Genomic DNA, 14,550 nt, shown 5'->3' on the forward strand with positions numbered 1-14,550 from the left:
TTCCTTGTGAAGCTGTCATTTTTAATTTTCTTTTTGCATAAATCTTATTAAAAACTAAACTTCTAATGTGCCTGCCGGACAGAGTCAAAACATATATTGAGCTGGAAACCTGAAACTGGAGACTGGAAGTGAATTACAAACTATAACCACTTCCATCTTCCCGCTTCATTCTTCCATTCTTTCTTTATAACACTTTTTCTAAAATTCTGATGTAGATTTCTATTCCTTCTTCTATTTCATGGATATAGATAAATTCATCTGCAGTATGAGAGCGCCTACTGTCTCCAGGTCCCATTTTTACGGATGTACATGGAATAATCGCCTGATCTGAAGAGGTGGGCGAACCGTACGTTGTCCTGCCAATCTCAATTCCTGCTTTTACAAACGGATGATCCATTTCAATTTTTGAAGAATTCAGTCTGAATGATCTTGCAGTCAAAGTAGATTTCATCTGAGACTGGATAATTTCAAATGCTTCCTGATTGGAATATTCGTCTGTCACTCTCACATCCAGTGTGAAATTACAGGACTCCGGAACGACATTGTGCTGTACTCCCGCATGAATACCTGATAAAGTAACTTTAACCTCTCCCAGGTATTCTGAAACCTTTGGAAATTCAAAGGCTAAAATATTCTGGAGATCCTGCATACATTTTATAATCGAGTTATCATGATTAGGATGAGCGGCATGAGAAGGAGTCCCTTTCATTTCTCCATCAATCACAAGAAGTCCTTTTTCTGCAATCGCCAGATTCATCTGCGTGGGTTCTCCTACAATGGCGAGTTCTACGTTGGGTAGCTGCTGAAACAGTGCTTCAATTCCATCAAATCCTGAAATCTCCTCCTCTGCCGTCAAAGCAATAACTAAATTATATTTTAAATCTTCTTTATCATAAAAGTGTAAAAAAACCTGCGCCATAGAAACCAGAGAAGCTCCGGCATCATTGCTTCCCAATCCAAACAGTTTCCCGTCTTTTTCAACAGGAACAAAGGGATCCAGCGTGTAAGCTTTATTAGGTTTTACGGTATCATGATGCGTATTCAGTAAAACGGAAGGTTTAAACACATCAAAGTGTTTATTCACTGCCCAGATGTTATTTTTAAAACGCTTCGCAGGAATCTGATGTTTTGCGAAAAAGTTCTCAATTTCTACTGAGGTATTGAATTCTTCTTTACTGAATGAAGGAATCTCAATCAAATTTTTAAGCAATCCGACCGCATTATTCAATAGCTCTTCTTTATTATAAACAGATTTCAGTTCCCGCATGATGATTTTCTATATGGTTTTTCAGTTCTGTTTCTTTAATCAGAAACACTTTATCTACATTATTTTTTATGGCTCCGAGAGCATTTTCAAGTTTGGGTAAAATCCCTTTATGAAGTTTTCCTTCTTCTTTCAGTGTGGTAAAATCTTCTTCAGTAACACTTTTGATCACTGATTCGGGATCGTTCACATTTTCTAAAACACCTTCTTTATCAAAACAATACAACAGTTCAACTTCATATTTCTCCGAAAGAGCCTGCGCTATTACAGAAGCAATGGTATCTGCATTGGTATTGAAGAGATTTCCTTTTCTATCGTGGGTAATCGCTGAAAATACAGGAACAAGATTCAGTTTCATTAATTTTGAAACCAGTTTTTTATTCACGCTTTTCTTATTGATATCTCCCACAAATCCGAAATCTATCTCAGGATCTTCTCTTTTTTTGGCTTTGATCAGATTCCCATCTGCTCCGGAGAATCCTATGGCATTGCATTTTTTCTGCTGCAGCTTTTCAACAATATTTTTATTGATTCCCCCTGCATACACCATGGTTACAATATCCAGTGTTTCTTTATCCGTAATCCTTCTTCCGTTGATCATTTTCTGTTCAACACCCAGTTTATCTGCTAATGTTGTAGCCAACTTTCCTCCGCCATGAACAAGGATCTTCTTTTCCTGAATTTCAGAAAATTGTTCTAAGAATTGGGTTAACAACTCTTCATCATCAATTAAAGCTCCGCCAATTTTTATGATGTATAACTTTTCTTTCATTTGTAAACTTTTTGAGATCCTTACTTTTCTATCCTTGATCCTTGTCAAGGTTTAAAACCTTGACAAGGATCAAGATTCTGAATTGAAAAAATTATCCGGCATGCAGCTCATCTAAAATTTCACTGAACACAGCCTGTGCAGAGAAAATACGGTTTTTTGCCTGCTGATAAATAATAGAATGGTCTCCATCCATCACCTCATCACTCAACTCAACATTACGGCGGACCGGAAGACAGTGCATTACCTTTGCGTCGTTGGTATTGGCCAATTTTTCATTGGTAAGCATCCAGTCACCTTTCACTTCAGGCATTGCTGCATAATCATCAAAAGAAGACCAGTTTTTTACATAGATAAAATCTGCATCTTTTAACGCCTCGTCCTGATCATGGATCACTTTCACATCTTTAGTGAAGTTTTTATCCAAATCATATCCTTCAGGATTGGCAATTACCAACTCTACATCCATTTCCTGCATCCACTCCGCAAAAGAGTTTCCAACGGCATGTGCAATAGGTTTGATGTGTGGCGCCCAGGTCAATACTACTTTAGGTTTATGTTCTTTTTTCCAGCTTTCTGTAATCGTAATACAGTCTGCCAGACTTTGCAGCGGGTGACGGGTTGCAGATTCCAATGAGATTACAGGAACTTTTGCATGTTTTTCAAACTGGCTCAAGATGCTTTCATTCACATCATCTTCTTTGCTCTTCATTCCTGCAAAACAACGCACCGCAATGATATCACAATATTGATTTAAAACTTCAATTGCATCTTTGATATGCTCTACGGTATCTCCGTTCATGACAGCTCCGTCAGCAAACTCTAAATTCCAGGCTTCCTGTGAAGCATTTAATGTCAGCACATTCAATCCCAGATTTTGTGCTGCAATCTGGCTGCTGAGACGGGTTCTTAAGCTTGAATTTAAAAACACAAGTCCAATTGTCTTTCCCTTTCCTTTTTCTGTTTCGGTAAGGGGAGCTGCTTTTATTTGTAAAGCTTTTTTTATGATTTCCTGCAAGTTTTCAACATCACTTACAGAGGTAAATTTTTTCATTTCGAATTAATTTTAAAGATTTTTTTACACATTAATTATTGATCTTTTTCCCCAACACCACTTTCAAGGCATTGATGAAAAGATCCGTTTCCTCTTTTTTGATATTCAGTGCCGGAAGAATCCTTAAGACAGTTTTATCATTAGAGTTTCCTGTGAAAATATGATGATCGAACAATAAGCTTTTCCTTATTTCCGAACAGTCTCTATCGAGTTCTATTCCGATCATCAACCCTTTCCTTCGGATGGATTTAATATGTGGTAAATCTTTAATTTCATTTTCAATATATTCGCCCATTTCCTGAGCATTTTCGATAAGATTTTCATCTTTCATCACATCAAGCACAGCAATTGAAGCTGCACAGGCAAGATGATTTCCTCCAAATGTAGTTCCCAGCAAACCGTTGCTCGCCTGAAATTTAGGATGGATCAAAACTCCGCCTACCGGGAAACCATTTCCCATTCCTTTTGCCGTTGTAATAATATCTGCTTCAACTCCGAACTCCTGATGAGCAAAGAAATATCCACTTCTTCCATATCCTGATTGTACTTCATCCAAAATAAGAACCGCCCCATATTTTTCGCATAGTTCTTTAATTTTAGATAAGAATTCCGGCGTAGGAATCATAATTCCACCTACTCCCTGAATCCCTTCAATGATGACAGAAGAAATTTCATTTCCATTCTTCTCAAAAGTCTCTTCAAGCTGCTGCACATCATTCCATTCTGATTTGATAAATCTTTCTGAAAAATTAACCGGAGCTACAATTTTCGGATTATCAGTCACTGAAACTGCTGCAGAAGTTCTTCCGTGGAATGAACCTGAAAAATACAGCACTTTGCTTTTGCCATTATGAAATGAAGCCAGTTTCAATGCATTTTCATTGGCTTCCGCTCCCGAATTGCATAAGAAAAGGTTATAATCTTCATATCCGGAAAGTTTCCCTAGTTTTTCTGCAAGTTCAGTCTGCAATTCATTCTGAACCGAATTGGAATAGAAAGAAATTTTTTCCAGCTGATCCTTCAATTTGTTCTGATAATATGGATGGTTGTGCCCAATGGAAATGACAGCATGACCTCCGTAAAAATCAAGATACTGCTCTCCTTTATCATCCCAAAGAAAAGATCCCTGAGCTTTAACCGGATTTATATTGAATAATGGATATACGTTGAATAAATTCATTTTTTTATTTTTTATTTTTCTTTTGTTTTAAGACAAAAGAAACAAAAGTTCAAGACCTGGAAACTTCCGCTAAAAATTATTTCTATTCTCTAAAAATTCTAAAACTTGTGCGAATCCGAGATTAGTTCTTCGGCTAAATATTTGCCTCGCACTTCAAACAGTAGAATTTTCTTAACGTTCATAGAATTAATTTTCTTAACGCTCCATTTTCCTAAGTCATATTTACTTCTAAATTTAAATTGTCAATTTAAAACGCTATAGGTTTTAAGTTTAACCCTGCATTTTCTTCCCATTTCATTGCCAGATTCATGTTCTGGACTGCCTGCCCTGAAGCACCTTTTAACAAATTGTCAATCGCTGAATGAATAACGGCAACATTTCCACTCTTTTCGATCTGAATCACACAGCGATTGGTATTGACAACCTGCTTTAAATCAATTGCCCTGCTACTTACGGTAACAAAAGGCTCTTCCGCATAAAAATCCTGATATAATTGTTCTATTTCCTCCAGCGTCAAATCCGTCTTCATCGTGGAACTTGTAAAAATTCCTCTTGCAAAATCCCCTCTCCATGGAACAAAATTCAGGGTTACTTCTTTATTATTAAATGCAATCAGCTGTTGTAAAATCTCATCTACATGCTGATGAGTTAATGTTTTATACGCTGAAACATTATCATTTCTCCAGGTAAAATGAGTTGTTGCCTGCAAAGACTGCCCAGCTCCGGTAGAACCCGTAATCCCTGTAGTAAAAACTTCATTTAACACTTCTTTATCTGCTAATGGCAGTAAAGCCAATTGAATCGCTGTGGCAAAACATCCCGGGTTGGCAATACTTTTTGCCTCTGACAGTTGTTTTTTATTGATTTCAGGTAATCCGTAGATAAAATTTCTGTTCCCAAAGTTTCCTTCTAAACGGAAATCATTTCCGAGATCAATCACCAGCGTTTCATCTTTTACAGGATGTTGAGTTAACCAGCTTTGACTTTCTTTATGAGGAAGACACAGAAAAAGAACATCTACGTCTTCAGGTTTATCTGTCAAAACCATTTCACAAACTGCCGTTAAATCCGGGTAAAGATCCGAAATTCTTGTTCCCGAATTTGAACGACTATATAAAAAACTCAATGTCACATGGGGATGAAAAGCCAGTAAGCGTATCAGCTCACTTCCTGTATAACCGTTGGCACCAATTATTCCTACTGTTTTCTTCATTTTTATTCTGCCTTACATTAAATCATCCTTTCGGAACTAGTTGATATTCTGGTTAATCTGATGGTATATATTTAAAGAATTGCTTACAATCTTTGTGTATCCTTTCACATCATCACCTGTCCATGCTCTGTTAGCCTCTCCATAACTTCCGAATTTATCAGACATCAGGTCATGATCAGATTCAATTCCATTAAGAATAAATCTGTATGGATGAAGCGTCACAAATACTTTTCCACTGACTGTTTTCTGAGAATCCACCAGAAAAGACTCTATATTTCTCATCACAGGATCTAAGAAAAGCGCTTCATGAAGCCAGTTTCCATACCAGTCGGACAACTGAGACTTCATCATTTGCTGATATTTTGAAAGCGTATGCTTCTCTAATAAATGATGTGCCTTGATGATCACAGATGCTGCCGCCGCTTCAAATCCCACTCGTCCTTTAATCCCAACAATGGTATCCCCTACGTGAATATCACGACCAATTCCATACGCTGAAGCTAATTCTTCTATTTTTTGAATTGCAGATACAGAATGTTCAAAGCTTTCTCCATTCACGCGTATCACTTCTCCGTTTTTAAACTCGATCTCCAGTTCTGAGGGCTGAGTTTCTTTAATCTGAGACGGAAAAGCTTCTTCCGGAAGGTAATTTCTGGAAGTCAAAGTTTCCTTTCCTCCCACAGAAGTTCCCCAAAGTCCTTTATTCACTGAATATTGTGCTTTCTGGAATTCCATTTCATAACCGTGCTCCTTCAAAAATTCAATCTCTTCTTCACGGGACAAAGCCATATCACGGATTGGCGTAATAATCTCGATATTCGGGCACATTACCTGAAAAATCAAATCAAAACGAACCTGATCATTTCCAGCTCCTGTACTTCCATGAGCAATAGCATCTGCATTTACTTCTATTGCATATTTTGCAATTTCCTGCGCCTGAATTGTACGTTCAGCACTTACTGAAAGAGGGTACGTATTATTTTTCAATACATTCCCGAAAATCAAATATTTCACACATGAATTATAATAATCTTCCTGAGCGTCTACACACCTGTATTCTTTTACTCCAAGGTTTAGAGCTTTTCTTTCCAGTTCTTTTTCCTCTTCTTTTGAAAAACCTCCGGTATTTACGGTAACTGCATACACATCATACCCTAGTGTTTCACTAAGATATTTTGCACAGTAGGAAGTATCTAAACCTCCGCTAAACGCTAAGATGACTTTCTTTTTCATCTGGACTCTTTTTATTTTTTTTAGTTATCAAATGAAATTCATCAAGGGATTTTTGTACAGAATACTCAAAATCAGGTTGATTCATTTCATTATATTTATTTTCAGGCTGGTATTCCCCACCTCTTTTTTTTTATCATTTTCAGGAACAAATAACATAGCCGTACACAAACAGTTTTTACGTTCCTTCATCATTAAAATCTCATAGTTCACACAGTTTTTGCAGCCACTCCAGAATTCTTCGTCCTGGGTAAGTTCTGAATAGATGACCGGCTTATATCCTAAATCACTATTGATTTTCATTACTGCCAAACCTGTTGTCAATCCAAATACTTTCGCATCCGGATATTTATCTCTAGATAACTGGAAAACCCTCTGCTTAATTTGAGTTGCTACGCCCCCGTTCCTGAATTTCGGCGATACTATCAATCCCGAATTAGCCACAAACTTCCCATGCGACCAGGTCTCTATATAACAGAAACCTACCCACTCACCGTTTTCAGTAGCTACCACAGCGTTGCCTTCTGAAATCTTTTTACTCAAATATTCTATAGAACGTTTTGCGATGCCCGTTCCTCTGCGCTGTGCAGAATCATACATTTCCTGCTGTATTTCACTCACATACATTAGATGTTCGCATGAGGAAATTTCTATTTCCATTTATTTATCTAATTTTTTTGGCAAATTTAAAATATATTTTCTTTTAAAACCAAATAAAAAAGATATTTTTTTTTGTTTTAAAATTTTATACAGGTAAAATTATCTTTATTGAAAAATATACATTTGCTAATTTATTATATATTTGCTAAAATAATATAGTTATGGAAAATACATGCCCTAAATGCAACAGTACCAAAGTGGTAAAAAGCGGCATCATCAATGAAAAGCAACGCTTCCACTGTAAAGACTGCAAGTATTATTTCACTGTTAAAAAGCTGGGAAAACAGATTGATGACTATTATGTCACCAAGGCGCTTCAGCTGTACCTGGAAGGCTTAAGCTACCGTGAAATCGAAAGAATTATCGGGGTTTCCCATGTTACAATAAGTTCCTGGATCAAAAAATACAACATCACAAGACCTCCACACTCTGAATTCCATCCTGTTTATAAAATACTGAAACAAAATGAGTTGATTGATTATATTGCGCAGGAGGAAAACATTAAAAATTCCGGGATTATCATCACTCAGTTTGCTGATAAGTATATGCTGATCAAGTGGGAAAGGTTTAAGAAGTAAGTACGAGTTCCCAGTATATGTTTCAAGGCAAAATATAATATAAATCTATACATACCAGATATTTAAAACAAAACCCTTTGTAAAAATACAAATCCCGAAAAGCGAAATTTCTATAAGACAGCAAATTATAACTATAGTATTTCCACTAATATATATTAAATTTTCGTAACTAAATTATTAATTACAATTTGGCTTTCACAAAAAACAACGCCAAAATTTGATAATTTATGAAGAAATTACTTACATTTATTGGAGTAGCCTTAATCAGCAGTTCCGTATACTCTCAAGGTTCTCCTGATTATGGCAATGGCTTAAAAATCAACCTCAACCCAGATGGTGATAAATTCGTCCGCTTTATTTTATGGGACCAGCTTTGGCTGAGAAATACCTCTATGAATCCCGGAAGTATGGTAGGTGGCGAGCCCACAGACAACTCCTGGAGCATAGGAAACAGACGATTACGTGCTTTAGCGTATGCACAGGTCTCTAAAAGATATATGATTCTCCTTCATTTCGGAATCAACAACCAGACTTTCATCAATGGAGGAGCCACAGGTACTTCCGGTACAGGAGGTTACGGAAACGGAAAGAAAACCCAGTTATTTTTTCATGATGCATGGAACGAATATGCAGTTATTTTACCTGGAGAAGCTGGAAAATTCAGTTTATCTTTAGGGGCAGGGCTTCATTACTATATGGGACTTTCCCGCATGACTATGGCTTCTACGCTCAATTTCCTCACATTAGATTCTCCCGTTTTTTCATGGCCACTGATTGATAACTCAGACCAATTTGCAAGACAGCTGGGAATGTTTGCAAAAGGAAAATATGGCAAACTGGAATACCGCTTCAGCTTAAATAAACCTTTCGCAACAGATCTTATTCCGGTGAATGCAACAGATCCGTCAAAAGCTATTGCGGTAGACAATAACGGAAATCCCAGCTTTTCAAAAGCAGGGTATGTGGAATATCAGTTCCTTGATGAGGAGTCGAATACACTTCCATACAAAGTGGGATCTTATCTGGGAACAAAGAAAGTCTTCAATGTAGGAGCAGGTTTCTATCATCAGGCAGACGGAACAAGAACTTCCGTGAACTCCAACATTGAGAAGCATGACATTACTCTTTTTGCCGTGGATGCTTTTGCAGACATTCCTTTGGGAGAAGCGAAAAACAAAATGGCAGTTTCCGCCTATGCCGGATATTATAACTACAATTTTGGTCCCAACTATGTAAGAAATCTTGGAACAATGAATATTGCAGCTTCGGATCCTAATTTTATCGGAAACAAAGCCATTGCAGGACCAGGAAACCTGCAGCCGACTATCGGAACAGGTAATATTATCTACGCACAGGCAGGTTTACTCTTACCAAGCCAGGCAGAAAAGCCAAAAATCAGAATACAGCCTTTTGCAGCTTATACCCATAAAAGTTTTGAGGCTTTCGATAAATCTTCATCTCAGTTTGATGTAGGCGCCAATTGGTTCATAGATGGGCATCATGCAAAAATCACAACCCAATATTCAACGAGGCCAGTTTATACCAGCCCTACGGAAAGCCCTTCTTCAAAAGGGGAATTTATTGTACAGTTTCAAATCTACTTGTAAAAATTTAAACCATTAAGAATAATAAAGAAATTAAGATAAGTTAAGCTCCATCAAAGATGCATAAAAAATACCGCTGAATAAAATAGCTTTAGCTATAATCTTAATTATTCTTATCAACTTAAAATCTATTAATGGTTTAAAAGCAAATTCAAATTAACATCCTATTCCATTAACATCAAAAACTAATCAATATGAGCGAAAATCATCACGAAAGCTACGAAAATATGACCGACAGGCAGAAAAACCGCACCATATGGAGTGTGATCACCGCCTCTTCACTCGGTACCTTGATAGAATGGTACGACTTCTATATCTTCGGAAGTTTAGCCATTGTTTTAGCTACTAAATTCTTCCCTGCAGATAACCCTACCGCAGCATTTTTATCTACACTGGCTACTTTCGCTGCCGGATTTGTTGTAAGACCTTTCGGAGCTTTATTTTTCGGAAGACTTGGAGATATCATCGGAAGAAAATATACTTTTCTTGTTACTTTACTGATCATGGGATTTTCTACTTTCCTGATCGGCTGTATTCCAAGTTATAAAACCATTGGATTTATGGCGCCGGTTTTAGTTTTAATTTTAAGATTACTTCAGGGACTTGCCCTTGGTGGTGAATACGGAGGTGCTGCCACTTATGTTGCAGAATACGCCCAACCTCATCGAAGAGGCTACTGGACTTCATGGATTCAGACTACTGCAACGGCAGGACTTTTCATTTCACTGATTGTTATCCTCATCACAAAATCAACCCTTTCGGCAGAAGAATTTGATAATTGGGGATGGAGGGTTCCTTTCTGGATTTCCATTTTAATGGTAGCAGTTTCTTATGTTATCAGAAAGAATATGAAAGAATCTCCTCTTTTTGCTAAGGCTAAAAGTGAGGGAAAAACATCTAAAAACCCATTGAAAGAGAGTTTCGGAAATAGATACAACTTCAAGTTTGTATTATTGGCCTTATTCGGAGCAGCAATGGGACAAGGGGTCATCTGGTACACAGGACAGTTCTACGCTATGAGTTTCCTTCAAAAGGTAATGAATGTAGAATCTGCACAGGTGGATTCATTGATGGCTACCGCTTTATTTTTAGGAACGCCCTTCTTTGTATTCTTCGGCTGGCTTTCTGATAAAATCGGAAGAAAAGCAGTAATGATGACCGGAATGTTAGTCGCTATTTTAGCTTACAGACCTATTTATGACAGCATGTTCAAGAGTGTAAATCTTGAAAGTAAAACCGTTGCTGCCAATGGAATCACTGAAAAAAGAACTGCTAAAATCCACAGTGATATTGCTACAGACAGCCTGGTTACTTTCCATAAAGAAACTCTTTACACGGATGGCACTCTGATCAAAAAAGACAGTATCATTCACTGGTCGCCTGCAGGAGTTGTCATGAAAGACGGAAAAGCAGAAGAACCCAAATTATCAACTTCTGTAAAATTGAGCGATGACACGAAATGGTATCTGGTGTTCCTTGTATTTATTCAGGTCATATTTGTAACCATGGTATATGGGCCTATCGCCGCTTTCCTTGTTGAAATGTTCCCTGTGAGAATTCGCTATACCTCAATGTCGTTACCTTATCACATCGGAAACGGAGTATTCGGAGGACTTCTTCCGGCAGTAGCAACTTACCTGGTAACCACCGGGAAAGACGCGGGACACGCGACATGGTACCTGGAGGGACTTTGGTATCCGATTGGTGTTGCCACAGTGTGTCTTATCATTGGATTATTCTATCTTAAAAATAAGAACAATAATCTTCACGATTAAGCACTAAATCACTCAGATTTTTATTAATTTTAAAACTACTAAAATGAACGGACTAAAAAAAATATTAGGTATTCTCTGGATCGCAATTGCGGTGATTGTAGGATATTTCGGAATTACAGTATTGGGAATCCCCAAAATAGCATCCGGAAAACAGGAAGATCTGGTTTTTGGTATTATTATCCTTTTTGTACTGATGCCGATTATCTCAGGCGGAATGGCCATTTTTGGTTACTATGCCCTGAAAGGAGAATATTCTGACGATAAAATTTAAAAACAAAATAGATAATTGATGGATGCTGCATTCATCAATTATCTTTTATCAATAATCATTTATGAAAAAGAGACACGAGCAAAAACTTGTCATACTGAGCGTAGGGCTTATGATTGCTTTCAGCATTCCTATTTCATTGCTTTTCAACAGTGAAAAGGAGGTTTTAGGCTATCCTATGATCCTTATCTATCTGTTCGTGATCTGGATGATTTCCATTGTGATTTCTTTTGTCATTATAAAAAGACATGATGAGTAGTTTCGCATTATTTTTTGTTGTTCTGTTTTACCTTGCCCTTCTTTTCTTAGTTGCCCACCTGGCAGAGAAGAAAAGGAGTAAACTATGGATCAACAATCCTTACATCTACGCCCTGTCTCTTGCGGTATATTGTACTGCGTGGACGTATTATGGAAGCATTGGTGTGGCAGCTACAAGCGGATTAAACTATCTGCCGATTTACATTGGTCCTATCATGATTATTCCGGCATGGATCTATATCAATACCCGGATTGTAAGGATTTCAAGGGTTAATAAAATAAGCAGCCTTGCTGATTTCATCTCATTAAGATATGGAAACAGCAGAAGTCTGAGTGCTATTATTACTGTGGTTTGTCTTTTGGCTATTGTCCCTTATATCGGGTTGCAGATCAAAGCTATTTCGGAAACCTTCCATCTGGTAACGGAAACTCCGATGTCAAAAAATATCCTGACTGACAATGCTACTTTTGTGGTGGTTTTAATTGCCTTATTTTCCTCTTATTATGGAACACGATATGTGGATGCTTCGGAAAAACGTCTGGGAATTATCTCAGCTATTGCACTGGAGAGCTTTTTAAAACTATTCTTTATTATCATTCTCGGACTTTTCGTAATCTATTATGCCTTTGACGGATTTTCAGACATCTATGAGAAAGCCAGCAGGTTTAAAGATTTTAAAGAAAAAAACACCTTCAACGGGATTGAGGGTGCTATGAACTGGATGATTTTGTGTATGATTTCCGCAACAGCAATCTGTATCCTGCCAAGACAGTTTCACACCGCTATTGTTGAAAACAGACAGGAAAAACATATCAAAACAGCGATTTGGTTTTTTCCCCTTTATCTTTTAATCTTCACCGTATTTATTTTCCCGATTGCCTGGGGAGGAAGACTGATTTTTGATGGTCAAAAAGTAAACCCGGAGTTCTACTCTATCCTGATTCCGCAGCATTTTGACAATACCCTGATCACTGTGCTTGTTTTTCTGGGAGGATTAAGCTCATGTATTTCCATGATCATTATTTCAGCCATTACTTTATCAATCATGCTTTCCAACAACCTTATTATTCCATATGGATTGCTTGGAAAATTAAAATCTGAAAGTGAGGAACAAAATACAAGAAGCATTACCAATATCAGAAAAATCAGTATTTTCGGACTGATCATCATGGCTTTTGTCTTTTATAAGTATTTCATTCTGAAGACCTCACTGGATTCTGTAGGATTAATCTCATTTGTCATCATTGCCCAGCTGGCACCTGCATTTTTCGGAGCTTTATTCTGGAGAAGAGGAAGTTACAAAGGTGCCGTCACAGGACTTATAGCAGGATTAGCAATCTGCTATTTCGGATTGATCATCCCCCAGTATTATTTTTCATACAATCAGGAGCTTAAAGGAGTACTGAGAGACATGTATGATGCTTTCGGGTTTTTCACAATTCCTTATCTGGGAAGAATTCCACAGATTTTCTTCTGGTCGATGCTGGTGAATACGAGTCTGTTTACCATTGTTTCCGTAAGTTCTAAAGGGAATTACCGTGAAAGAAACTTTGCCGAATTGTATGTGGATATTGACAAATACATTCAAAATCATGAAAATGCTTTTATCTGGCGTGGCACAGCTTATATTTCGGATATTCAGAATATTCTTGAACGCTTTTTAGGCAAAAATAAAACAGAGCAGGCCCTAAGAATTTTTAATTTAAAATATAATATTGATTCCAAAACAGAAACCGCTGACTCCAGATTTATCAAATTTTCAGAAAACCTTCTGGCCGGAAGAATTGGAACAGCTTCAGCAAAAATATTAATTGAAGGGGTAACCAAAGAAGATAAAATATCTTTAAAAGAGGTCTTGAACATCCTTGAAGAATCAAAAGAAAACATCAGCTTAAATAAAAAGCTTACCGAACAGTCCGAAGAACTGCAAAAACTTTCTGACGATCTGCGAACCGCCAATGAAAGCCTCATCATCAAAGACCGCCAAAAAGATGATTTCCTGGACTCTGTTGCCCACGAACTGAGAACCCCGATCACCGCCATTCGTTCTGCCGGAGAAATTTTAGCTGATGATGATGATATTCCTTTTGACATCAAACAGGAATTTTTAAATAATATCATCACAGAATCCGACAGATTGAGTGAAATTATCAACGATATTTTGTATCTGGACAAATTACAACATGGTGAAATCTCTTTACATATTCAGGAAAACAATATTATTGAAACTTATAAAAAAGCATTAAATCCGCTTCTTCACCTGATACAGCAGAAAAATATTCATTTAAGTGAAGTTAATATTCTGAATCATTTTATATTTGAATATGATGAAGCGAGAATGATTCAGCTGTTTCAGAATATCTGGGGAAATGCCTTAAAATTTACAGATGAACAGGGAACAATCCAGACTAAATTATTTGAAAAGGACCAACAGCTGACCATTAGTATTTTCAATACCGGGAAACATATTCCGGAAGGGGATCTGGAAATGATTTTTGACAAGTTTTATCAATCGAAAAACCAAAATATTTTAAAGCCCACAGGAAGCGGACTGGGACTGGCCATTTCCAAAAAAATTGCACAGGCACACGGAGGAAGTATAAAAGCAGAAAACAGCGGACTGGGTGTAACTTTCACCATAAGCATTCCTGAAAAAACTAAAAAAGAGATTACAGATGAAGTTGAACACCATTAAA

The 14,550-nt window shown here is 37.2% G+C and carries 13 protein-coding genes; 6 read left to right on the top strand and 7 right to left on the bottom strand.

Going from position 1 to position 14,550, the window contains the following annotated elements; genetic code table 11:
- Nucleotides 1-184: 184 nt before the first annotated feature.
- From ACPF63_RS13040 to ACPF63_RS13070, 7 genes are all read right to left on the bottom strand, one after another.
- Nucleotides 185-1,267, bottom strand: coding sequence for a M20 family metallo-hydrolase (locus ACPF63_RS13040; protein WP_426480212.1), 1,083 nt, complete (start codon nt 1,265-1,267; stop codon nt 185-187).
- Nucleotides 1,242-2,036, bottom strand: a complete 795-nt coding sequence (gene argB, locus ACPF63_RS13045; RefSeq protein ID WP_426480213.1) for an acetylglutamate kinase — start codon at nt 2,034-2,036, stop codon at nt 1,242-1,244. Before argB ends, ACPF63_RS13040 begins: the two co-directional genes overlap by 26 nt.
- A 91-nt stretch (nt 2,037-2,127) precedes the next feature.
- On the bottom strand, nt 2,128-3,087 hold the full coding sequence (locus ACPF63_RS13050; RefSeq protein WP_426480214.1) for an N-acetylornithine carbamoyltransferase: 960 nt from the start codon (nt 3,085-3,087) through the stop codon (nt 2,128-2,130).
- A 31-nt stretch (nt 3,088-3,118) separates the two neighbouring features.
- Complete coding sequence (locus ACPF63_RS13055; protein ID WP_426480215.1) at nt 3,119-4,267, bottom strand: aspartate aminotransferase family protein; 1,149 nt, start codon at nt 4,265-4,267, stop codon at nt 3,119-3,121.
- Between the two features lie 247 nt (nt 4,268-4,514).
- Complete coding sequence (gene argC / locus ACPF63_RS13060; protein ID WP_426480216.1) at nt 4,515-5,480, bottom strand: N-acetyl-gamma-glutamyl-phosphate reductase; 966 nt, start codon at nt 5,478-5,480, stop codon at nt 4,515-4,517.
- 36 nt (nt 5,481-5,516) lie between these two features.
- Nucleotides 5,517-6,713, bottom strand: a complete 1,197-nt coding sequence (locus tag ACPF63_RS13065) for an argininosuccinate synthase (protein WP_426480217.1) — start codon at nt 6,711-6,713, stop codon at nt 5,517-5,519.
- Nucleotides 6,714-6,794: 81 nt separating this feature from the next.
- Complete coding sequence (locus ACPF63_RS13070) at nt 6,795-7,370, bottom strand: GNAT family N-acetyltransferase (protein WP_426480218.1); 576 nt, start codon at nt 7,368-7,370, stop codon at nt 6,795-6,797.
- Between the two features lie 161 nt (nt 7,371-7,531).
- Here ACPF63_RS13070 and ACPF63_RS13075 point away from each other — a divergent pair, with 161 nt between their 5' ends.
- The 6 genes from ACPF63_RS13075 to ACPF63_RS13100 all read left to right on the top strand — a co-directional run bounded on the left by ACPF63_RS13075 (nt 7,532) and on the right by ACPF63_RS13100 (nt 14,549).
- On the top strand, nt 7,532-7,948 hold the full coding sequence (locus ACPF63_RS13075; protein ID WP_047383611.1) for an IS1/IS1595 family N-terminal zinc-binding domain-containing protein: 417 nt from the start codon (nt 7,532-7,534) through the stop codon (nt 7,946-7,948).
- 227 nt (nt 7,949-8,175) lie between these two features.
- Nucleotides 8,176-9,555, top strand: coding sequence for a porin (locus ACPF63_RS13080; protein WP_426480219.1), 1,380 nt, complete (start codon nt 8,176-8,178; stop codon nt 9,553-9,555).
- Nucleotides 9,556-9,746: 191 nt separating this feature from the next.
- Nucleotides 9,747-11,327 (top strand): MFS transporter, encoded by a 1,581-nt coding sequence (locus ACPF63_RS13085; protein ID WP_426480220.1) that lies wholly within the window; start codon nt 9,747-9,749, stop codon nt 11,325-11,327.
- Between the two features lie 43 nt (nt 11,328-11,370).
- On the top strand, nt 11,371-11,598 hold the full coding sequence (locus tag ACPF63_RS13090) for a DUF6814 family protein (protein WP_034696261.1): 228 nt from the start codon (nt 11,371-11,373) through the stop codon (nt 11,596-11,598).
- 61 nt (nt 11,599-11,659) lie between these two features.
- Entirely contained in the window at nt 11,660-11,854 is a 195-nt protein-coding gene (locus tag ACPF63_RS13095) for a hypothetical protein (RefSeq protein ID WP_426480221.1), read from the top strand.
- Nucleotides 11,847-14,549, top strand: coding sequence for an ATP-binding protein (locus ACPF63_RS13100; RefSeq protein ID WP_426483220.1), 2,703 nt, complete (start codon nt 11,847-11,849; stop codon nt 14,547-14,549). The genes ACPF63_RS13095 and ACPF63_RS13100 overlap by 8 nt, the downstream gene beginning before the upstream one ends.
- Nucleotide 14,550 lies beyond the last annotated feature (1 nt).

The organism is Chryseobacterium sp. R2ACT005 (assembly GCF_049949215.1).
Classification (GTDB): Bacteria; Bacteroidota; Bacteroidia; order Flavobacteriales; family Weeksellaceae; genus Chryseobacterium.